The sequence below is a fragment of the Streptomyces sp. NPDC020379 genome, from assembly GCF_044387105.1.
Taxonomy (GTDB): domain Bacteria; phylum Actinomycetota; class Actinomycetes; order Streptomycetales; family Streptomycetaceae; genus Streptomyces.
The window spans coordinates 1-20618 of record NZ_JBIRVR010000005.1 but is presented as its reverse complement, the minus strand read 5'-3'; the positions used below and the strand labels follow the sequence as shown (position 1 = coordinate 20618).

General features: G+C 73.7%; 15 protein-coding genes. 7 read left to right on the top strand and 8 right to left on the bottom strand.

Annotation, left to right across the window (positions count from 1 at the left end):
* Positions 1–129: 129 nt before the first annotated feature.
* Together ACH427_RS08245 and idi are read left to right on the top strand one after the other, a co-directional pair.
* On the top strand, positions 130–1074 hold the full coding sequence (locus ACH427_RS08245) for a cation diffusion facilitator family transporter (RefSeq protein ID WP_398868615.1): 945 nt from the start codon (positions 130–132) through the stop codon (positions 1072–1074).
* A gap of 56 nt (positions 1075–1130) precedes the next feature.
* Positions 1131–1742 (top strand): isopentenyl-diphosphate Delta-isomerase, encoded by a 612-nt coding sequence (gene idi, locus ACH427_RS08240; protein WP_398868614.1) that lies wholly within the window; start codon positions 1131–1133, stop codon positions 1740–1742.
* Here idi and ACH427_RS08235 read toward each other — a convergent pair.
* Positions 1717–2220 carry an ATP-binding protein gene (locus ACH427_RS08235; RefSeq protein WP_398868613.1) on the bottom strand — a complete coding sequence of 168 codons (504 nt, stop codon included), beginning with the start codon at positions 2218–2220 and terminating at the stop codon, positions 1717–1719. The two genes, idi and ACH427_RS08235, sit on opposite strands and share 26 nt — an antisense overlap.
* A gap of 126 nt (positions 2221–2346) precedes the next feature.
* The gene (locus tag ACH427_RS08230) at positions 2347–2991 is read right to left on the bottom strand and encodes an HdeD family acid-resistance protein (RefSeq protein ID WP_398868612.1); all 645 of its coding nucleotides are present in this window, start codon (positions 2989–2991) and stop codon (positions 2347–2349) included.
* Between the two features lie 74 nt (positions 2992–3065).
* On the opposite strand from ACH427_RS08230, the gene ACH427_RS08225 reads away from it, so the two are divergent.
* Positions 3066–3824 (top strand): enoyl-CoA hydratase/isomerase family protein, encoded by a 759-nt coding sequence (locus ACH427_RS08225; RefSeq protein WP_398868611.1) that lies wholly within the window; start codon positions 3066–3068, stop codon positions 3822–3824.
* Between the two features lie 136 nt (positions 3825–3960).
* Here ACH427_RS08225 and ACH427_RS08220 read toward each other — a convergent pair whose 3' ends face one another.
* The gene (locus tag ACH427_RS08220; protein ID WP_398868610.1) at positions 3961–4584 is read right to left on the bottom strand and encodes a DJ-1/PfpI family protein; all 624 of its coding nucleotides are present in this window, start codon (positions 4582–4584) and stop codon (positions 3961–3963) included.
* A gap of 29 nt (positions 4585–4613) precedes the next feature.
* On the bottom strand, positions 4614–5582 hold the full coding sequence (locus tag ACH427_RS08215; protein ID WP_398868609.1) for a GlxA family transcriptional regulator: 969 nt from the start codon (positions 5580–5582) through the stop codon (positions 4614–4616).
* Between the two features lie 121 nt (positions 5583–5703).
* Here ACH427_RS08215 and ACH427_RS08210 point away from each other — a divergent pair, with 121 nt between their 5' ends.
* From ACH427_RS08210 to ACH427_RS08200, 3 genes are all read left to right on the top strand, one after another.
* Positions 5704–6576, top strand: a complete 873-nt coding sequence (locus tag ACH427_RS08210; RefSeq protein WP_398868608.1) for a hypothetical protein — start codon at positions 5704–5706, stop codon at positions 6574–6576.
* 82 nt (positions 6577–6658) lie between these two features.
* A complete protein-coding gene (locus ACH427_RS08205; protein ID WP_398868607.1) occupies positions 6659–9031 on the top strand; it encodes a Tex family protein in 2373 nt (790 codons plus the stop codon).
* Between the two features lie 390 nt (positions 9032–9421).
* Positions 9422–10234, top strand: a complete 813-nt coding sequence (locus tag ACH427_RS08200) for a pentapeptide repeat-containing protein (protein WP_398868606.1) — start codon at positions 9422–9424, stop codon at positions 10232–10234.
* A gap of 25 nt (positions 10235–10259) precedes the next feature.
* Here the strand turns inward: ACH427_RS08200 and ACH427_RS08195 are convergent, their stop codons facing one another.
* The 4 genes from ACH427_RS08195 to ACH427_RS08180 all read right to left on the bottom strand — a co-directional run bounded on the left by ACH427_RS08195 (position 10260) and on the right by ACH427_RS08180 (position 20027).
* Positions 10260–11708: a M1 family metallopeptidase gene (locus ACH427_RS08195; RefSeq protein ID WP_398868605.1), complete on the bottom strand. Its 1449-nt coding sequence runs from the start codon at positions 11706–11708 to the stop codon at positions 10260–10262.
* Between the two features lie 16 nt (positions 11709–11724).
* A complete protein-coding gene (locus ACH427_RS08190; protein ID WP_398868604.1) occupies positions 11725–15876 on the bottom strand; it encodes a Pls/PosA family non-ribosomal peptide synthetase in 4152 nt (1383 codons plus the stop codon).
* A gap of 422 nt (positions 15877–16298) precedes the next feature.
* A complete protein-coding gene (locus ACH427_RS08185) occupies positions 16299–17936 on the bottom strand; it encodes an ABC-F family ATP-binding cassette domain-containing protein (RefSeq protein WP_398868603.1) in 1638 nt (545 codons plus the stop codon).
* Between the two features lie 108 nt (positions 17937–18044).
* A complete protein-coding gene (locus ACH427_RS08180) occupies positions 18045–20027 on the bottom strand; it encodes a Xaa-Pro dipeptidyl-peptidase (protein WP_398868602.1) in 1983 nt (660 codons plus the stop codon).
* Positions 20028–20199: 172 nt separating this feature from the next.
* Between ACH427_RS08180 and ACH427_RS08175 the strand changes: the two genes are divergently transcribed.
* A partial coding sequence (locus tag ACH427_RS08175; protein ID WP_398868601.1) for a transposase occupies positions 20200–20618 on the top strand: 419 nt, incomplete at its 3' end.

Here is a 20618-nt window from a genome sequence, read left to right as displayed (position 1 = left end):
TCGTCGCAGGTCAGAGCACATGACAACGGTGTTCAGTGCCGCGTTGCCCGATACCCCCCACCCGTAGTTCACTGGGTGCTCGGCCGGCGTCCGCCGGCCGAGCGGGCATCGTTTCGTAAGGCGGCTTCCATGGGCGCAGGGCACGACCACGGCCATTCGCACGGGCCCCCGCCCGGGGCGACCGGCACGGCCGCCGCGGCCTACCGGGGCCGGCTGCGGATCGCGCTGGGCATCACCCTGACGGTGCTCGTCGCGGAGATCGTCGGCAGCGCGCTGACCGGTTCGCTGGCGCTGCTCGCGGACGCCGGGCACATGGCGACCGACGCGGTCGGGGTGGGCATGGCGCTGGTGGCGATCCACTTCGCCAACCGGCCGCCCGGCGGCCGCCGCACCTACGGCTACGCCCGTGCGGAGATCCTGGCCGCCCTGCTGAACTGTCTGCTGCTGCTCGGCGTCGGCGGCTTCATCCTCTTCGAGGCGATCAAGCGGCTGGCCAGCCCCACCGAGGTGCCCGGCGGCACGACGGTGGTCTTCGGCCTGGTCGGTGTGGTGGCCAACCTGATCTCGCTGGCCCTGCTGATGCGCGGCCAGAAGGAGAGCCTCAATGTGCGCGGGGCGTTCCTGGAGGTCCTCTCGGACGCCCTGGGCTCCCTGGCCGTGGTGATCTCCGCCCTGGTCATCATGGCCACGGGCTGGACGCAGGCGGACCCCGTGGCGTCCCTGCTGATCGGCCTGATGATCGTGCCCCGCACGCTCAAGCTGCTGCGGGAGGCGCTGGACGTCCTGCTGGAGGCGGCCCCCAAGAACGTCGACATGGACGAGATCCGGTCACACATCATGGCGCTGCCGGGGGTGGCCGACCTGCACGATCTTCATGTGTGGACGATCACATCCGGGATGCCGGTGCTGTCGGCGCACGTGGTCGTCGACCACGCGACGCTGGACTCGGCCGGACACGAGAAAATGCTCCACGACCTGCAGGGGTGTCTCGGCGAGCACTTCGACGTCGAGCACTGCACCTTCCAGCTGGAGCCCGGCGGCCACGCGGCGCACGAGGCACGACTCTGTCATTGACGCCACGGCGGCGTACGGCAGACTTGAGGGTCGAAGACCGACTACGAGGATGGTCAATGCCGATCACACCTGCCAAGGGCCTGTCCGCCGACGACTCGACGGTTCCCACCTCCGACGGCACAGCTGAACCGATCATGCTGGAACTGGTCGACGAGTCCGGCAGAACCATCGGCACGGCCGAGAAGCTCTCCGCGCACATCGCCCCCGGGCGGCTGCACCGCGCCTTCTCGGTCTTCCTCTTCGACGAGCAGGGGCGGCTGCTGCTCCAGCGCCGGGCGCTCGGGAAGTACCACTCCCCCGGCGTCTGGTCCAACACCTGCTGCGGCCACCCCTATCCGGACGAGCCGCCGTTCGTCGCGGCGGCCCGCCGCACGGGCGAGGAGCTGGGCGCCGCGCCCTCGCTGCTGCGCGAGGCGGGCACCGTGCGCTACAACCACCCCGACCCGGCGTCGGGCCTGGTCGAGCAGGAGTTCAACCACCTCTTCGTGGGCACCGTGAGCGCGGCGCTGCGCCCGGACCCGGAGGAGGTCGAGGAGACGGCCTTCGTGACCCCGGCCGAGCTCGACGAGCTGCGGGAGAAGTTCACGTTCTCGGCGTGGTTCATGGATGTGCTGGACACCGCGCGTCCGGTGGTGCGCGAGATCACCGGGGACGCAGCGGGCTGGTAGCCGGCGTGCCGAGCGGCAGGGCGGCCCAGACCACCTTGCCGCCGCTCGCGGTGTGCTCGACGTCGCACAGGCCGCCGGCCTCGTCCGAGATGGTCTTGACCAGCAGCAGGCCCCGGCCGCCGATGCGGTCGTCGTCCGCCTCCAGGGGCTTGGGCCGGTACGGGTGGTCGTCCTCGACGGCCACCCGTACCCAGTGCGGGCCGATGGAGACCTCCACGGCGACCTCGGGCGAGAGCAGCGCGGCGTGCTGCACGGCGTTGGTGACCAGCTCGGAGACGATCAGCAGCAGGCCGTGCAGGAGGTCGTCGCGCAGCGGCACCCGCTGACGGCCCAGCAGGTCGCGGACGGCGTGTCTGGCGCGGGGCACGGAGGAGTCCCGTGCGGGAGCGGTGAACCGCCAGGCACCGTCGAACTCGATCGGCCTGCGCGGCGGCGGGGCCTGTCCCGGTTCGGGCGGAACGCTCCCGAGGATCTCCATGTCCGATACCAACCCCTCACCGTGGTCGACCGCACATCGAGTGTTGGGAACGTAAGGGTCCGCACCGGCATTCTGAACACAAGTCAGCGCCTATCGACGGGATTTGATCGCGTGCGTATGCCAGGGTCACCCACGCGACTGTTCCTGGCCGCCCTGGTCGTTGTTGGCTGAACGATCCGGAGCACCTTCTTCCGAGACCGCGTCCGAGACCAGGCCGACGACCCGGCGGCCCCCGACCCCGAGGGCGATCAGGCCGAGCCCGTCGAAGAGCAGGGCGAGGGAGAAGAAGGTGCCGATCACATAGCGGCTGCTGTGCGGCCAGTCACCGAGCACCAGGATGCCCAGCAGCAGCCCGAAGGCGCCCTGCACGAGCGTCCAGCCCATCTGCGGGCCGCGCACCACCACGCTGCCCACCAGCCGGAAGACGCCGCCGGTCAGGAAGAGCAGCGCGGCGAACATCGTCAGGCCCACGGCCGCGACCTCGGGCCGCCGGATCACCACCGCGCCCGCGGCGATGTTCAGCGCCGCGACCACCACGCCGAGCCAGAAGAAGCTGCTGTCCCGCGACTGGACGGCGTGCACCAGGCCGACGATCCCGCCGATCAGCAGCAGCCAGCCGAAGAGCAGCATCGTGGTGAGGGTCGCGAACCCCGCGTAGGCCAGCCCCACCAGCCCGGCGAGCACCAGGATCCCGCCCAGCAGCGCCAGCACCCCGAAATTGCGGCTGAGCCTGTGGCCCGGTGGCCGCGCCCGCCTTGTGCCCCTGGACATGAGCGCCTCCTCGTAGCGCCCCCTTTTTGATCATAGGTCGGATCGTGGAATCGCGCCCGGATAGCATCCGGACCATGGAGCCCGCACTGCATCTGGACATCGCCGACGGCACCGCGACCGTCCGTATCGCCAACCCCGCCAAGCGGAACGCCATGACGAACGGCATGTGGCGGGCCCTGCCCGGCCTGCTGGAGCGCTGCGCGGCCGAGGAGGCGGTACGCGTCCTGGTGCTCACCGGCGAGGGCGACACCTTCTGCGCGGGCGCCGACATCTCCTCGCTCACCGACGGCGGCGAGGGCTCCCGCGATCTGGCCGTCGCGGCCGAGGAGGCGCTGGCCGCCTTCCCCAAGCCGACGATCGCGGCCGTCCGCGGCTACTGCGTGGGCGGTGGCGTCCAGCTCGCGGCCGCCTGCGACCTGCGCTTCGCGGCGGAGGGCGCTTCCTTCGGGGTGACCCCGGCGCGGCTGGGGATCGTCTACGCGGCGTCGTCCACCCGGCGGCTGGCCGCCCTGGTGGGGCCGTCGACGGCCAAGTACCTGCTGTTCTCCGCCGAGTTGATCGACACCGAACGGGCGCTGCGCACCGGCCTGGTGGACGAGGTGTGGCCGGCGGAGTCGCTCGGGGAGCGGGTGGCGGAGTTCGCGCGGGTGCTGGCGTCGCGGTCGCTGCTCACGCAGGTGGCGGCGAAGGAGTTCACCGCGGCGGAAGGGGACGCGCGGTGGGAGCACTGGGCGCGGGAGGCCCGCGGCAGCGGTGAGGCGGCGGAAGGCGCCGCGGCGTTCCTGGAGCGACGGGCTCCGCGGTTCGCCTGGCGGGTGCCCGGTCCGGCCTGACGGCCGCGGCCGGGGAGGACCGGACCCCCGTCCCGGTCCTCCCCGATCGCGTGCCCGGGAAGACCGGACCCCCGTCCCGGTCCTCCCCGGCCGCGTGCCCGCGGGAGTGGTCCTGCGCGGCGGTGACGCCGCCGGGTCAGAGCTTTTGCGCCCGCCACTCCGCCACGAGGTCCGCGGGCGCCTTCTCCGGTGAGCCCGCGTCGTACGGCGGCTGCGGGTCGTACTCGATGAGGAGCTGCAGCGCCTGGGCCGTGCGGTCGCCCGCGATCCGGCCGGCGAGCGTGAGGCCCATGTCGAGGCCGGAGGAGACGCCCGCCGCGGTCACGTACTTCCCGTCGGTGACGACCCGCTCGCCGGTGGACTCGACGCCGTACGACGCCAGTTCCTCCAGGTGCAGCCAGTGCGAGGTGGCCCGGCGGCCCGTCAGCAGGCCGGCGGCGGCGAGGACCAGGGAGCCGGTGCACACGGACGTCGTCCAGGACGTGGTGCGGTCGACGGCCCGCAGCCACTCCCGTACGGCCTCGGAACCCGTCGGCCCGCTCGTGTCGGGCGCGCCGGGCACCACGACGATGTCGGGGCGCGTGACCTCGGCGAGCGAGGCGTCGGCGACCATGGCGAGCCTGCCGCTGTCGTTGCGCAGCGTGCCGGGCTCCTCGGCGACGAAGACGGCCTCGGCGCCGGGGAGGTTGCCGAGCACCTCGTAGGGGCCGACGGCGTCCAGGGCGGTGAAGCCGGGGTAGAGCAGGATGGCGATCTGCACGATCGTCCTTTCGTACGGAACGGGCCGGCTCAGGCCGGGGTCAGCGGGCGGAAGCGGCGGCGGTATTCGGCCGGGGAGGCTCCCAGGGCGCGGATGAAGGCGCGGCGCATCGCCTCGGGCGTGCCGTAGCCGCACGCCCGCGCGACGGTCTCGACCGCATCGGCGGTGTCTTCGAGCAGCCTGCGCGCGGCTTCCAGCCGGACCCGGTCGACGTAGCGGCCGGGCGTCATCCCCACCTCGCTGTGGAAGGCGCGGGCGAAGTGCCGGGGCGACAGGCCGGCGCGGGCGGCGAGCGCGTCGACGGAGAGGTCCGCCGCCAGGTTCTCCACGACCCAGTGCTGGATGTCGCGCAGTGGCGCCCGCTGCGCGGTCTGGACGGCCAGCTGGGCGCTGAACTGCGTCTGGTTGCCCGGGCGGCGCAGGAAGACGATGAGCCTGCGGGCGACGGCGAGCGCCGGCTCCCGGCCCAGGTCCTCCTCCACGAGGGCGAGCGCGAGGTCGATGCCCGCGGTGACCCCGGCGGCGGTGGCGATCTTCCCGTCGCGTACGTAGATGGGGTCGGGCTCCACGCGGATCGCGGGGTAGCGCTCGGCGAGGCCGGCGCAGTAGGCCCAGTGGGTCGTCGCGCGCCGCCCGTCGAGCAGCCCGGCCTCGGCGAGCAGGAACGCTCCCGTGCACACCGACACGATCCGTTCGGCGCGCGGGGCGCTCTCGCGCAGCCAGTCGACGAGCCGGGGATCGGCGGCGCGGGTGCCGGCCCCGCCCGGGACGACCAGGGTGTGCGGGACCTTCGCCGCGCGCAGGGCCGTGTCGGGCATCAGCCGCAGGCCGCTGCTGGTGCGGACCGCCCCGCCGTCGACGGTGGCGGTACGGAGCTCGTAGAGATCCGGGTCGCCGGCCACCAGGGCCGCGCGGTCGAACACTTCGAGGGGGCCTGTGACGTCGAGGCTCTGCACCCCCTCGAAGAGGGGGAAGAGCACGGTGCGGCGAGGTGTCATGCACACCATGCTCACCGGGGTCCGGCGCGTCCGCAATGACGAATATCCCACCTTTTCCGCCATGGCCACCGGCCCTCCCCCGGATCTTCCCGCCGTACCGACCAGTCGGTAACGTGCAGCCATGACCACTTCCCAGCGTCTGCCCGAGGGCGCCGCGCGCCGCTGTCACCACGTCGTGAACCCCCTGCACTCCCTCGTCTACTTCTCCCCGGACACCCACCGGGAGTTCACGGCCCTGGGCGTCGAGGACCGCCCCGCCGTCAACTTCGCGGCGCGCGCCGCCGCGTTCGGGCGGGTGGGCGCCGGTGTGGTGGCGGCCGCGTTCTACAACTACAAGTACGAGCTGGTGGCCCGGCACGTCCCGGCCGTCTGGGACACCGTCACGCCCGAGGAGGCGATCGCCGCCCGGCTGCGCGCCGCCGACGCGACCCTGCGCCGCCTGCTCGGCGACGACACCGTCGCCTCCCCGGAGATGGCCGAGGCCGCCCGCCTCGCGCTGCGCGCGACCGAGGGCTGCACACGGGGCGGCCGCCCGCTGTACGCCGCCCACGCCGCCCTGCCGGTGCCGGACGCGCCGCACCTCGCCCTCTGGTACGCCGCGACCCTGCTGCGCGAACACCGCGGCGACGGCCATGTGATGGCACTCGTCCAGGCCGGACTCGACCCGGTGGAGGCCCTCGTCAGCCACGGCGCGACCGGCCGCGGCATGACCCGCAAGTGGCTGCTGGCCACCCGCGGCTGGAGCGAGGACGAGCTGGACGCGGGCCGGGACCGGCTGCGGCAGCGCGGACTGCTCGACGCCGAGGGCGAGTTGACGGAAGCCGGCATCACGCTGCGCGAGGAGCTGGAGGCCACCACGGACCGCCTGGACGCGGGCCCGTACGAGCACCTGGGCGCGGCGGGCACCGAGCGCCTCACCGAGCTGGCGACCGCCTTCACCACGGCGGCGTTCGGCGCGGGCGGCTTCCCCGCGGACCTGCTCGGCAAGGGCTGAGCGCCGGGGCCGCGAGGCTCGCGCGGGCGTTGTCGGTGGCACCTGCCACAATGCGGATCACAGCTCGAGGAGAAAGCGGAGCGTGATCGTGACGGCAGCGGGTGCGTCGACCGAGGACAGGATCGCAGGCAGGATCGCCGAGGAGCTCGGCGTCCGGGAGCGGCAGGTGAAGGCCGCCGTCGACTTGCTCGACGGCGGCTCGACCGTGCCCTTCATCGCCCGCTACCGCAAGGAAGCGACCGAGATGCTCGACGACGCGCAGCTGCGCGCCCTCGAGGAGCGGCTGCGCTATCTGCGGGAGCTGGAGGACCGCCGCACGGCGGTCCTGGACTCCGTCCGCGCGCAGGGCAAGCTCGACGCGGCGCTGGAGGAGCGGATCCGCACCGCCGACTCCAAGGCCCGGCTGGAGGACATCTATCTGCCCTTCAAGCCCAAGCGGCGCACCAAGGCGCAGATCGCGCGGGAGGCCGGGCTGGAGCCGCTCGCGGACGGGCTGCTGGGCGACCCGGGCGTCGAGCCGCTCGCCGCGGCGGCCGCCTTCGTCTCCGCCGAGCGCGGGGTGGCCGACGCCGCGGCCGCGCTGGAGGGCGCCCGCGCCATCCTGACCGAGCGCTTCAGCGAGGACGCCGACCTGATCGGCGAGCTGCGCGAGCGCATGTGGACGCGCGGCCGCGTCGCGGCCAAGGTGCGGCCGGGCAAGGAGGAGGCCGGCGCCAAGTTCGCCGACTACTTCGACTTCGCCGAGCCCTTCACCGCGCTGCCCTCGCACCGGGTGCTGGCCATGCTGCGGGGCGAGAAGGAGGAGGTCCTCGACCTCACCCTGGAGCCGGAGGAGCCGTCGGCCGCCGAGGGCCCCACCGCGTACGAGCAGGCCATCGCCCGGCGGTTCGGCATCGTCGGGCGCGGCCGCCCGGCCGACAAGTGGCTGGCCGACACGGTGCGCTGGGCCTGGCGCACCCGCGTCCTCGTCCATCTCGGCATCGACCTGCGGCTGCGGCTGCGCCAGGCCGCCGAGGACGAGGCGGTCCGGGTCTTCGCCGCGAACCTCCGCGACCTGCTCCTCGCCGCCCCGGCGGGCACACGCGTCACGATGGGCCTCGACCCCGGTTTCCGCACGGGCGTGAAGGTCGCCGTCGTGGACGCGACCGGCAAGGTCGCCGCGACGGAGACGGTCTATCCGCACGTGCCGCAGCAGAAGTGGGACGCCTCGCTGGCGGCGCTCGCCCGGCTCGCGCGCGAGCACGGCGTGGAGCTGATCGCGATCGGCAACGGCACGGCGTCGCGCGAGACCGACAAGCTCGCCGCCGACCTGATCGCGCGCCACCCGGAGCTGGGGCTGACCAAGGTGATGGTCTCGGAGGCGGGCGCCTCGGTGTATTCCGCCTCCGCGTTCGCCTCCCAGGAGCTGCCTGAGCTGGATGTGTCGCTGCGTGGCGCGGTCTCCATCGCCCGCCGGCTCCAGGACCCGCTCGCCGAACTGGTGAAGATCGACCCCAAGTCCATCGGCGTCGGGCAGTACCAGCACGACCTCTCCGAGCTGAAGCTCTCCCGCTCGCTCGACGCGGTCGTGGAGGACTGTGTGAACGGCGTCGGCGTCGACGTGAACACCGCGTCCGCGCCGCTGCTCTCCCGGGTCTCCGGCATCAGCACGGGCCTCGCGGAGAACATCGTGGCCCACCGCGACGCCAACGGCCCCTTCCGGTCCCGCAAGGGCCTCAAGGACGTGGCCCGGCTCGGCCCGAAGGCGTACGAGCAGTGCGCCGGCTTCCTGCGGATCCGCGGCGGCGACGACCCGCTGGACGCCTCCAGCGTGCACCCCGAGTCCTATCCCGTGGTGCGGGCGATGGTGAAGGCCACCGGCGGCGAGGTCGCCGCGCTCATCGGCAACACGAGCGTGCTGCGCTCGCTGCGCCCCGAGAGCTTCGTCGACGCCTCCTTCGGCCTGCCGACGGTCACCGACATCCTGCGGGAGCTGGAGAAGCCGGGGCGCGACCCGCGTCCGGCGTTCCGGACGGCGACGTTCAAGGACGGCGTCGAGAAGCTCGGCGACCTCGTGCCCGGCATGGTCCTCGAAGGCGTCGTCACCAATGTGGCGGCCTTCGGCGCCTTCGTGGACATCGGTGTGCACCAGGACGGTCTCGTGCATGTGTCGGCGATGTCGAAGAACTTCGTGAAGGACCCGCGGGATGTCGTGAAGCCCGGTGACATCGTGCGGGTGAAGGTCATGGAGGTCGACATCCCGCGCAAGCGGGTGTCGCTGACGCTGCGGCTGGAGGACGAGGCGGCTCCCGCGGCGGGGGCCGCGCCGCGCAAGGGGGCCCGCGGTGGGGCGCCTCGGCCGCGGCGGGGTGACGGCGGGGGTGCGCCGCGATCCCGGGAGGCGGCTCCGCCGGCGAACGACGCGATGGCTGACGCGCTGCGGCGGGCGGGGCTCTTGGATCCGAAGCGGCGCTGACGGTCCCGCTGCGCGGGGCTTGTTCCCCTGCCCGCCCCTTGCCGGCCGCGTCTGATGTGCGGCTCCGCCGCGAAGGGCTCCGCCCCGGGGCAGTGGGTCGCTTGGGCCCGCGGCGCTTTGTTCCCCTGCCCGCCCTTTCCCGAAACCGGGGGAGCCCCCCGGACCCCCGGCAACACGCTTCGCGCGTTGTCCTCAAACGCCCAACGGGCTGGATATCCAGCCCGTTGGGGGCACCTCTGGGGGGCACTCCCGGACGGAGTCTGGGGGAGGTAGCTGGGGGAGACTGAGGACGCGGCCGCAGGCCGCTCTTGCCGCAGGTGCCAGCGACCCGCCCCCGGAAGCCGCCGAGCCGGGGGAAGAAACGAAACATCGAGCCAGGAGATCCACCCCTTGTCCCACATACCGACCGGCACCGACCTCGCCGCCGACTGCGCCAACTGCTTCGCCCTCTGCTGCACCGTCCCCGCCTTCTCCGCCTCGTCGGATTTCGCGATCGACAAGCCGGCCCGGACGCCGTGCCCCAATCTGCGGGCGGACTTCCGCTGCGGCATTCACACCGAGCTGCGCCCGCGCGGGTTCCGTGGCTGCACGGTCTACGACTGCTTCGGCGCCGGGCAGAAGGTCTCGCAGGTGACGTTCGGCGGGCTGGACTGGCGGCGGGCGCCGGACGGCGGGCAGCGGATGTTCGACGTGTTCCCCGTCATGCGGGACCTGCACGAGCTGCTGTACTACCTGACCGAGGCGCGGGCGCTGCCCGCCGCCCGGCCGGTGCGCGGTGAGCTCACCCGCGCGCTGGAGGAGACCGCGCGGCTCACCGCCCTGGACGCCGAGGCCCTCGCGGCCGTGGACGTCATGGCCGTCCGGCAGGAGGTCAACCCCCTGCTGCTGCGGGCGAGCGAGCTCGCACGCGCAGGGTTCGGCGGGAAGAAGAAGGACCGCCGCGGAGCCGGCCTCATCGGGGCGAAGCTCAAGGGCGCGGACCTCAGGGGCGCCAGTCTGCGGGGCGCCTGCCTCATAGGTGCCGACCTGCGCGGCGCCGACCTGCGGCTGGCCGACCTCATCGGGGCCGATCTGCGCGGGGCGGACCTCAGGGGCGCCGACCTCACCGGCAGCCTCTTCCTCATCCAGTCGCAGCTCGACGCCGCGAAGGGCGACGCCGCCACCGTGCTGCCGCCGTCGCTGAACCGCCCGGCGCACTGGTAGGCGCGCCGGGCGGTCCGGCAGGGAGTCACGCCCCGACGGTCCGGTCCGGGAACTCCGGCAGCGTCCGCTCGAACAGCCAGGGGTGGAGCAGGCCGGTCAGCGGCCGGCCCGCCGTCCGTTCCGCGTGGGCGACGAACGCGTCGGTGTCCGCGCTGCCGCCGCGGTGCGCGGCGTGCCAGGTGCGCAGCACCGTGAAGAACCGCTCGTCGCCGAGGGCCAGCCGGAGCGCGTGCAGGGTGCACGCGCCCCGGACGTAGACCCGGTCGTCGAAGATGCGGCTGCGCCCGGGGTCGCCGATGCGCAGGTTCTGCCGGTGGCCGGACAGCTCCCGCCGGGCCTGCACGGCGAGGGTGTGGGCGTCGTCCTCGTCGATGTGCTCGGACCACAGCCACTCCGCGTAGGTGGCGAAGCCCTCGTTGAGCCAGATGTGCCGCCAGTCGTTGAGGCTGACGCTGTTCCCGTACCACTGGTGGGCGATCTCGTGGGCCACGAGCGTCTCCCAGCCGCGCTTGCCGTCCATGTGGTTGCTGCCGAAGACGGAGAGCGTCTGATTCTCCACGGGCGCCGCGAGTTCGGCGTCGACGACGACGGCGCCGTACGTCTCGAAGGGGTACGGGCCGAACATCTCCGTGAAGGCGCGCAGCATCTGAGGCTGGCGGGCCAGGTCGTGCCGGGCCCGGTCGGCGAGGTGGGCGGGGTAGGCGTTGCGCAGCGGTACGGGTGAGCCGCTGCTCTCCGTGTCGTGCGTCTCGTGCGTGAACCGGCCGGTGTAGACGGCCGCGAGGTAGGACGCCATCGGCCCGGGGTGGTGGTAGGTCCAGCTCACCGACCCGTCGTCGAGGTCCCGGCGCTCGCGCAGGGTGCCGTTGGCGAGCGCGTGGTGGCCCGCGGGCACCGTCACGGTGACGGTGTAAGCGGCCTTGTCGTCCGGCCGGTCGTTGCACGGGAACCACGAGGGCGCGCCGAGCGGCTGGGAGGCGACGAGGGTGCCGTCGTGACCGTCGCCGGTACGGTCCCAGCCGATCGCGCCGAACGGGGTGCGTACGGGCCCCGGGCTGCCGCTGTAGCGGATGTCCGCGGTGAACGGCCGGCCCGGGGCGAGCGGCCGGGCGGCGGTGAGCACGGCCTTGCCGTCCCGCCGCTGCACGGTCGCCGGTTCGCCGTCGATCTCCGCGGCGTGCACGGTCAGCCGGGCCAGGTCGAGTTCGACCCGGCGGGTGTTCTCGTTGGCGACGGCCTTGATCGTGGCGTGGCCGTCCAGCCACGCGGACCCGGGGTCGTAGGCGAGCCGCAGGTCGTAGGCGAGGGTGCGGTGGCCGTACGAGCCGTGGCGCGGGAAGTAGCGCGCCGCCGGGCCGCCGCCGCGGGCGGCCCGGTCGCTCGTGCTGGCCGCGGTCGCGGCCAGCGGGAGGGCCGCCGCCGCGGCCGTGAGAACGGCGCGGCGGCTGCACGGGAAGCGGTCCCGGAGGGTCATGATGCGTCGTCGCCCCTCACGCCACACGCTCCCCTGCGATCGGATTGCCCGCCCAGCGGGTCCCGGCGGGCACCGACTCGCCGCGCATGACCAGCGAGGACGGCGCGATGGCCGCGTGCTCGCCGATGCTGGTGCCGGGCAGGACGATGCCGTGCGGGCCCAGCGAGGCGCCGTCGGCGAGGTGGACGGTGTCCATCCGCATGATCCGGTCGTGGAAGAGGTGGGTCTGCAGGACACAGCCGCGGTTGACGCTGACGCCGTCACCGAGGGAGATCAGGTCGGTCTCGGGCAGCCAGTGCGTGTCGCACCACACGCCGCGGCCGATCCGGGCGCCCAGGCTGCGCAGCCACCAGTTGAGGACCGGGGTGCCGGTGAAGGGGCCCGCCATCCACGGCACGGCGAGGGACTCCACGAAGGTGTCGTAGAGCTCGTTGCGCCAGACGAAGGAGCTCCACAGCGGGTGCTCGCCCACCTTGAAGCGGCCCATGAGCAGCCACTTCGCGGCGGTCGCGGTGAGTCCGGCGGCGGCCGCGGCGGCCAGCAGCAGGGGGGCGCCGACGGCCGCGGCGAGGCCGGGGCCTCCGGTGTCGAGCGCGTCCTGCTCGCCCAGCAGGACCAGTTCGGCGAACGCGAAGCCGATGATCAGCGGCAGGACGCGGCAGATCTCGACGGCAGCGCGGGCGAGGACGAGGCGGCGCGGCGGCGCGAAGGTGCGGCCCGCCTCGGCGACGGTCGCGACGCGCGGCAGCGGCATCGCGGGACGGCCCAGCCAGGAGGAGCCCGGCTCGCTGTGCTCGGGGGTGTCGGAGAGGACACCGATCAGGCCGTTGTCGGGCACGCTCCGGCCGGGGCCGACGATGCCGGAGTTGCCGACGAAGGCGCGCCGCCCGATGTGCGCGGTGCCCAGCCGCATCCGGCCGCCGTGCAGTTCGTACGGGGCGACCAGGGTGTCGTCGGCGAGGAACGCGCCCTCGTCGACCGTGAGCAGCGACGGGAGCGGGAGCACCGTGGAGATCTCGGCGTTCTTGCCGACGCGGGCGCCGAGCAGGCGCATCCAGACGGGGGTGGCCAGGCCCGCGTAGAGCGGGAAGAGGCTGGAGCGCGTGGAGTCGAGCAGCCGGGTGACGAGCCAGGCCCGCCAGGCGACCCCGCCGGTGGCGGGGTGGTCTCCGGGAGTGATCCCGCGCCCGAGGAGCCGGACGACCCCGGCGACGAGCAGCGCCCAGCACAGGGTGGTGGCGACGGTGAGCACGGGCGCGGCGGCGAGCAGCAGCAGCGTCACGGACAGCAGCGTGGAGCAGCTCTTGACCAGGTAGTACGTGCCGACCAGCGACGGGAGTGCCGAGAGAAGCGGCAGCAGGGGCACGAGCGCGAGGGACAGCGCGTAGGCGAGGCGCCAGCGCGGGCTCACCGTCGCTGTGGTGGGCGGGGTGCGGCGGGCACGCCGGGCGCGGCGGCCGGTTCCGCCGGGGCGGGGGGAGCCCTTGCCGCGGCCCGCGTACGGCTCGGGGCGGCCGGTCGGCTGCGGGCGGACGGAGCCGCTGCGCGGGCGACGGCTCCTCAGGGCGGAGCGGGTGGCGGGGCGGTCACCCGCGTCCACCGGGTGGCCGAGGCCGTCGAAGGCTTCGTCCACGGCGCGCGCGGCCGCCGCGAGGGCGCTGTCCGTGCGGGAGGCCGGGACAGCGGAGCCTCGCCCGAGGCCCTCGCTCCGCTCGGCGGACGTCGCGCTCGCGGGGCGGGGCACCGCGGTACGGGGGCGGGGGCGGGCCGGCGATCCTTCCCAGGTCTCGCCGGCGGGGATGTGGCCGTCGAGGCAGGCGCCGGAGGTGAGTTCGGCGTTCGCGCCGAGGGAGGCGCCGGGCATCATCATGCTGCGGTGGGCGACCCGGGCGCCCGCGCCGATCTTCAGGGCGCCGACGTGCAGGAGTCCGCCGTCGAGCCACCAGCCGGAGAGGTCGGCCTCGGGCTCGACGCCGCAGCCGTCGCCGAATTCGGCGAGGCCGGTCACCGGCGGCATCGCGTGCAGGGCCACGCCGCGGCCGGCCTTGCAGCCCAGGGCGCGGGCGTACAGGGCGGCCCAGGGCGTGCCCAGGAGGGTCGGGACGCCGAAGGCGGCCACCGTGCGCTCCGCGGCCCACAGCCGCAGGTGGACGCGGCCGCCGCGCGGGTAGGCGCCCGGCTTGATGCCGCGGGTCAGGGTGCGGGCGGCGCAGGCGCCGATCGCGAAGCGGGCGGGTGCGCTGAAGAGCACCACCCAGCCGATCAGCACCAGCCACCAGGAGGTGTGCGGTGCCCAGGCCCGCGGGGCCAGCAGTCCGAGGACGTTGTCGGCGGCGGCGAGGCCGACCAGCCCCCGGAGCCCGGCGACGCCGAAGAGCGCGCACTGCACGAGGACCTGGGCCACACCGGTGCGCCGCCGCAGGGGCCGCACCGGGCGCACCTCGGGCGCGGGGCCCGAGGACCGCGCGGGGGTGAGGGAGTCGATGTGGTCGGCCATGTCGCGCAGGACGGTGTGCCGGTAGAGGCCGGCGACGGAGACGCCGGGGTGGTGCTCGCGCAGGGCGGAGGCCATGCGGGCGGCGGTGAGGCTGGTGCCGCCGAGGGCGACGAAGTCGGAGTCCGCGGTGGGCCGGGTGCCGAGCAGTTGCTCCCACAGGTGGGCCAGCCGGGCCGCGGTGCCGCGCAGTTCCTCGCCGTCTTCGGCGGACTGCGGCAGCGGCCACGGCAGGGCGTCGCGGTCGACCTTGCCGGAGGTGCGGGTGGGCAGTTCACCGACCTCGGCGAGGACGGGCACCAGCGCGGCGGGCAGCCGCTCGGCGAGCAGTTCTCTCGCCTTGTGCCGGTCGTATCCGCCGTCGGGCAGGACGTAGCCCACGAGGACCTTGCCGCCCGCCGGGGTGGTGCGCACGGCGGCCGCGGCGCCGTGCACGCCGGGCAGGGAGCTCAACGCGGCGTCGATCTCGCCCAGTTCGAGGCGGCGGCCGCCGATCTTGATCTGGTCGTCGGCGCGGCCCGCGAAGATCAGGCCCTCGGGGTCGGCGCGGACGAGGTCGCCGGTGCGGTAGGCGCGGTCGGTCCCCAGGGCGTCCGAGTGCCGGTAGCGGTCGGCGTCCTTGACCGGGTCGAGGTAACGGGCGTTGCCCGCGCCCGCGATGACGAGCTCGCCCTCGGCGCCGTACGGCACGAGTTCGCCGCTCGCGTCCACGACGGCCAGTTCCCAGCCGTTGAGCGGCAGGCCGATGCGGACGGGCTCGCCGGGCAGCATCCGGGCGGCGCAGGCGACGACGGTGGTCTCGGTGGGACCGTAGGTGTTCCACATCTCGCGGCCGGCCACGGCGAAGCGGTCGACGAGCGCAGCGGGGCACGCCTCGCCACCGACGATCAGCAGCCGCACGCGGTCCAGGCACTCCGGGGGCCACAGCGCCGCGAGGGTGGGCACGGTGGAGACGACGGTGATGCCGCGTTCGACCAGCCAGGGGCCGAGTTCGTGGCCGGCCCGCACCAGGGCGCGGGGCGCGGGCACCAGGCAGGCGCCGTAGCGCCAGGCCAGCCACATCTCCTCACAGGAGGCGTCGAAGGCCACGGAGAGTCCGGCCAGCACCCGGTCGCCGGGACCCAGCGGGCTGTCCTGGAGGAAGAGCGCGGCCTCGGCGTCGACGAAGGCGGCGGCGCTGCGGTGGGTGACGGCGACGCCCTTGGGGGCGCCGGTGGAGCCGGAGGTGAAGATGATCCAGGCGTCGTCCTCGGGGAGCGGCTCCGGCCGCTGCGTCCGCAGGGGGTCGACGGGCCCGGCCGTGTGGAGGCCGTCGGCACCGAGGACGGCGCAGACGCCGGCCTCGCCGAAGACGGTGGCGGCGCGCTCGTCGGGGTCGTCCGCGTCGACCGGCACATAGGCGGCGCCGCAGGCCAGCACGGCGAGGATGGACAGATACAGCTCCGCGGTGCCCGACGGGACGCGGATGCCGACACGGTCGCCGGGGCCGATGCCGACGCGGCGCAGCCGGTCGGCGCGGACGGTGATCTCGTCCCGCAGCGCCCGGTAGGTGAGGGCCTCATGACCGGTGTCGAGGGCGAGGGCCTCGGGATGTGCGGCGATCGTGGTGTCGAGTACGTCGAGCAGGGTGCGCGGGCGCGGTGCCGGGGCACTGCGGTAGCGGGCCTGCCCCACAGGGGGGTCCTGTGTGCCGGATTGTGGGCCGGAAAGGGACGGGGACATCGGTACGCCTCTATTCGCCTTAATTCGACGGCGGGTGGAACGGACGCCCTCGGGACGTCCGCCACCACAGACGCCGACCTCCGGCGCAGGGTTCGCATGGTGGAGCCAGAATTCCGTAAATCGAACACCTGCCGGAGCATCCCCATCAGGAGTTCAAATCCGCCACCGTGCGGGGCCGAGGGGCGACCGGCCCCGGCGCGTCGCCCCGACCACCATGGCGAGCGCTTGGCCAAATATTGGCCTGTACCTGGGTTTGTTTTCGGACACCGCTTCACCCGGACGGACTGTTGCGGTTTTCCAACCTGTCAGCCGCCTGTCCGAACCTGTCCATTCTCTGTGCGTCTGACCTGTCAGTTCTCTGTGCGGCCGGCCTGTCAGTTCTCTGTGAGACGCCCGTCCGCGACCTCGATGCGGCGGGTGGTGTGCACGGCGTCGAGCATCCGGCGGTCGTGGGTGACGAGCAGCAGCGTGCCCTCGTACGACGCGAGCGCGGACTCCAGCTGCTCGATGGCCGGAAGGTCGAGGTGGTTGGTGGGCTCGTCCAGGACGAGCAGATTGACACCGCGGGCCTGGAGCAGCGCGAGGGCGGCGCGGGTGCGCTCGCCCGGGGAGAGGGTGGCGGCCGGGCGCAGCACATGGGCGGCCTTCAGCCCGAACTTCGCGAGCAGCGTGCGGACGTCGGCGGGCTCCAGCTCCGGCACGACCGCCTCGAAGGCGGCCAGCAGCGCCTCGGTCCCGAAGAAGAGGGCGCGCGCCTGGTCGACCTCGCCGACGACGACGCCCGGGCCGAGCGCGGCGGCGCCCGCGTCGAGCGGCAGCCTGCCCAGCAGCGCGGCGAGGAGCGTGGACTTGCCGGAGCCGTTGGCGCCCGTGATCGCGACCCGGTCGGCCCAGTCGATCTGGAGGTCGGCGGGTCCGAAGGTGAAGGAGCCGCGGCGGACCTCGGCGCCGCGCAGGGTGGCCACGACCGCGCCGGAGCGGGGCGCGGCGGCGATCTCCATGCGCAGCTCCCACTCCTTGCGGGGCTCCTCGACCACCTCCAGCCGCTCGATGAGCCGCTCCGTCTGCCGGGCCTTGGCGGCCTGCTTCTCGGTGGACTCGGTGCGGAACTTGCGGCCGAGCTTGTCGCTGTCGGTGGCCTTGCGGCGGGCGTTCTTGACGCCCTTCTCCATCCAGTTCCGCTGGGTGCGGGCGCGGGCCTCCAGGCCGGCGCGGGTGTCGGCGTACTCCTCGTACGCCTCGCGGGCGTGCCGGCGGGCGGTCTCGCGCTCCTCCAGATAGGCGGCGTAGCCACCGCCGTAGAGGGAGATCTGCTGCTGGGCGAGGTCGAGCTCGAGGACCTTGTCGACCGTGCGGGCGAGGAACTCGCGGTCGTGGCTGACGAGCACGGTGCCCGCGCGCAGCCCGGTGACGAAGGACTCCAGGCGGGCCAGGCCGTCCAGGTCGAGGTCGTTGGTGGGCTCGTCGAGGAGGAAGACGTCGTAGCGGCTGAGCAGCAGCGAGGCGAGGCCGGCGCGGGCGGCCTGGCCGCCGGAGAGGGCGGTCATGGGCCGGTCCAGGCCGACGGTGAGGCCGAGCGAGCCGGTGACCTCCTCGGCACGCTCCTCCAGGTCGGCGCCGCCGAGGTCGAGCCAGCGGTCGAGGCTGTGGGCGTAAGCGTCGTCGGCGCCGGGGGCGCCGTCCACCAGGGCCTGGGTCGCGGCGTCGAGGGCGGCCTGGGCGGCGGCGACGCCGGTGCGGCGGGCGAGGAAGGCCCGCACGGTCTCGCCGGGGCGGCGGTCGGGCTCCTGGGGCAGGTGGCCGACGGTCGCGGTGGGCGGGCTGAGCCGGACGGCGCCCTCCTCCGGGGTGGCCAGGCCCGCGAGCAGCCTCAGCAGTGTCGACTTCCCCGCGCCGTTGGCGCCGACCAGTCCGATGACGTCACCGGGGGCGACGACGAGGTCGAGCCCGGCGAAGAGGGTGCGGTCGCCGTGTCCGGCTGCGAGGTCCTTGGCGACGAGGGTGGCGCTCATGATGCGCCGACTCTAACCGCTCGAGGGCCCGGTCCCATAACAGTTTTTTCTATGGGCGACCTGTGGTACCCGCGCGATCCCGCCACCGCGGCGGGACCGCGCGGTCGTTCAGGCGGCCGGTATGTGGGACGGCGCCGACGGGCGGAAGCCGTACGGCGGGGTGCCCGGGTGCGGCGCGGGGCGGTGGCCGCCGGCCGTCGCGCGGGCGAAGGCCGCGCGTCCCCCGACGAACGGCAGCTCGGCGGAGGTGCGGCCGAGGTCCACCGTCAGCCGCGGGCTGGTGGCGGCGGGCTCGATGAGCCCGGCGTCGGTGCCCGCGACGATCAGGGCGAGGCGGTGGCCCGCCGGGACGACGTGGTCGGCGGCGGCCAGGTCGAGGGTGAGGGTGTACGGCTTGCCGGGCGTCAGCGGACGCGCCTTGCCTCCCGCGTAGTGGCCGAGGTCCGCCCAGCCGCGGCTGAAGACGGTGTATCCGACCTGCTCGGTGTCCGCCGCGGTGTCCTTGAAGCAGCCGGTGTCACCGGGGGTGCCGCTCCCCCAGCAGCTGCTGCCGGGCAGGGTTTTGATGCCCTCGCCGTCGCCCGCGTAGTTGCGGATGGTGGCCGGGCCGAGGTCCACCAGGACGGCGGAGAGGTGGGCGGAGGCGGTGGACGGGGTGACGGTGAGGCGGACGGTGGAGGAGCCGGACAGCCGCAGGTCGCGGGCGAGCGGCCCGGTGGTGAACCCGGCCTTGCCGGGGGTGGATTCGTCGATGTGGGCGGACCAGTCGCCCTCGTTCAGCTTCGGGTCGTCGGTGAAGGCGGCGGTGGTGCCGGACGGCGCGGGCGCAAGACCCAGGGTGCCGACGCCGGCGACGGGGCCCGCGGCCGGGTGGAGCGTGGTGGCCCGGGTGCCGCTCGGCGGCCAGACGCGGTCGGTGGCCCACTGGTCGGGGGCGCGCTCGATGTCGGCCATGGGCTCGCGCTCGATGCCGTTGGCGTAGCCGAGGAGGTAGTGGTCGAACCAGCGGTGCAGCGTGGGCACCCAGGCGTCGCGGCGGAAGTCGAAGGGGTCGACGTGCCCGGCGGTCGACAGCCAGATCTTGCGCTCCACGCCCTGCTTCGCGAGCGCGTCCCACCACTGGCCGAAGTGCTTGGTGCGGACGTTGAGGTCCTGCGCGCCGTGGACGACGAAGACGCTGGCACGCACCTTGGCGGCGTCCTTGACGTAGTCCCGCTCGGCCCACTGCGGGGTCCAGTCGCCGTTGCGCGGTGCGCCTTCGACGAGCCGGCGCTGCTCGGCCTGGCAGTGGGCGCGCGCGTCCGGGCTCTCGATGCCGTTCGAGAGCCCGTCGGGGCCGCCGTCGTAGAGGGCGGCGCCCTTGGCGAAGTAGTAGTCGTACCAGGAGCTGATCCCACCGATCGGGACGATGGTCTTCAGCCCTTCGACCCCGGTGGCGGCGACGCCGTTGGCGACGGTGCCGTCGTAGCTCTTGCCGATCATGCCGACGGCGCCGGTGGTCCAGTCGGCCTTGACGGCCGATCCGCCCGTACGGCTGCTGTAACCGCGGGCGCGGCCGTTCAGCCAGTCGACCACGGCCTTCGCGGACCGGATGTCGGAGCGCCCGCCGATGTCGACGCAGCCGTCGGAGCGATTGGTTCCGGCCAGGTCGACCAGGGCGACGGCATAGCCGCGCGGGACGAAGTAGTTGTCGTAATAGAGCGGGAACTGCACGGGGTTGCCCTGTGCGTCATAGGTCTTCTTCTGGCTTTCGTTGCCCCGGCCGCAGCAGGAGTAGTACGGGCTGGCATCCATGATCACCGGCACGCGGCGGCCCTGTTCGGCGGGCTCGCGGGGCCGGATGATGTCGACGGCGACCCGGTCGGACCGCCCGTCACCGTCACCGTCGACCTTGATGTCCACCCATACCGACTCGCGCACGGCACGGTCGTACGAATAGACGGGTCTGCTCTCCTTCGGCTTCGCCGCCCCGCCGGGGGCGGCGGTCGCCGCGCCCGACGGAGCGACGAGCACGGCCAACAGGGCGGCGACGGCCGCCAGTACGAGTGATGTCCAGGGTATGCGGGTAGTGCCCCGCGGACGTGTGCGCATCGCCGGACCGTAACGCGGCCGCCTGCCACGCAGAAGGGGATGGGAGCAGTCTCACCTTGTTCCTTAACCTCGGCGGTCACCCTTTGGAGTGTTTGCAGGGTATGGGGCGGTCTTCCTCGTGATCCTGAACTCTGCGTTGTGATGAAGGAGTTCACGGGGGAGGCCGTTGGGGATGGGTGTGCTGCACCAGGACGGCGCTCGGGACGCCCTCGCTGACCTGTCACACTTCCGCGCCCGGTTCTACGGGTGTCTGTCCGCGCGGGCCGACGCGTTCTTCGAGCTGGCCGACGCTCTGCTGTGTGCGGACGGCCCGATACGGACGCCGGTGGAGCTGTCGCTACTGGCAGAGCACCAGCGCGGTTACGGCTCGCTGTACGGCGCCCTGAACCACGGCCGGCTCGACACAAATGCCCTGCGTGACCTGCTCACATCCCTGCCTCTTCAGCGGTTCGACGGGCGGATCGTGCTCACGGTGGACGTCTCACCGTGGCTGCGACCGGATGCCGCCTGCTCGCCGGAGCGGCTGTTCTGTCTGGTCCACGGCCGCAATGGCCGCTCATCGGACCATGTGGTGCCGGGCTGGCCGTACTC

Coding starts and splice junctions, on each gene's coding strand:
- ACH427_RS08185 (WP_398868603.1), bottom strand. CDS start 17,936: ATGAGCGCCACCCTCGTCGCCAAGGACCTCGCAGCCGGACACGGCGAC.
- ACH427_RS08180 (WP_398868602.1), bottom strand. CDS start 20,027: ATGCGCACACGTCCGCGGGGCACTACCCGCATACCCTGGACATCACTC.
- ACH427_RS08245 (WP_398868615.1), top strand. CDS start 130: ATGGGCGCAGGGCACGACCACGGCCATTCGCACGGGCCCCCGCCCGGG.
- ACH427_RS08225 (WP_398868611.1), top strand. CDS start 3,066: ATGGAGCCCGCACTGCATCTGGACATCGCCGACGGCACCGCGACCGTC.
- ACH427_RS08235 (WP_398868613.1), bottom strand. CDS start 2,220: ATGGAGATCCTCGGGAGCGTTCCGCCCGAACCGGGACAGGCCCCGCCG.
- ACH427_RS08230 (WP_398868612.1), bottom strand. CDS start 2,991: ATGTCCAGGGGCACAAGGCGGGCGCGGCCACCGGGCCACAGGCTCAGC.
- ACH427_RS08210 (WP_398868608.1), top strand. CDS start 5,704: ATGACCACTTCCCAGCGTCTGCCCGAGGGCGCCGCGCGCCGCTGTCAC.
- ACH427_RS08215 (WP_398868609.1), bottom strand. CDS start 5,582: ATGACACCTCGCCGCACCGTGCTCTTCCCCCTCTTCGAGGGGGTGCAG.
- ACH427_RS08195 (WP_398868605.1), bottom strand. CDS start 11,708: ATGACCCTCCGGGACCGCTTCCCGTGCAGCCGCCGCGCCGTTCTCACG.
- idi (WP_398868614.1), top strand. CDS start 1,131: ATGCCGATCACACCTGCCAAGGGCCTGTCCGCCGACGACTCGACGGTT.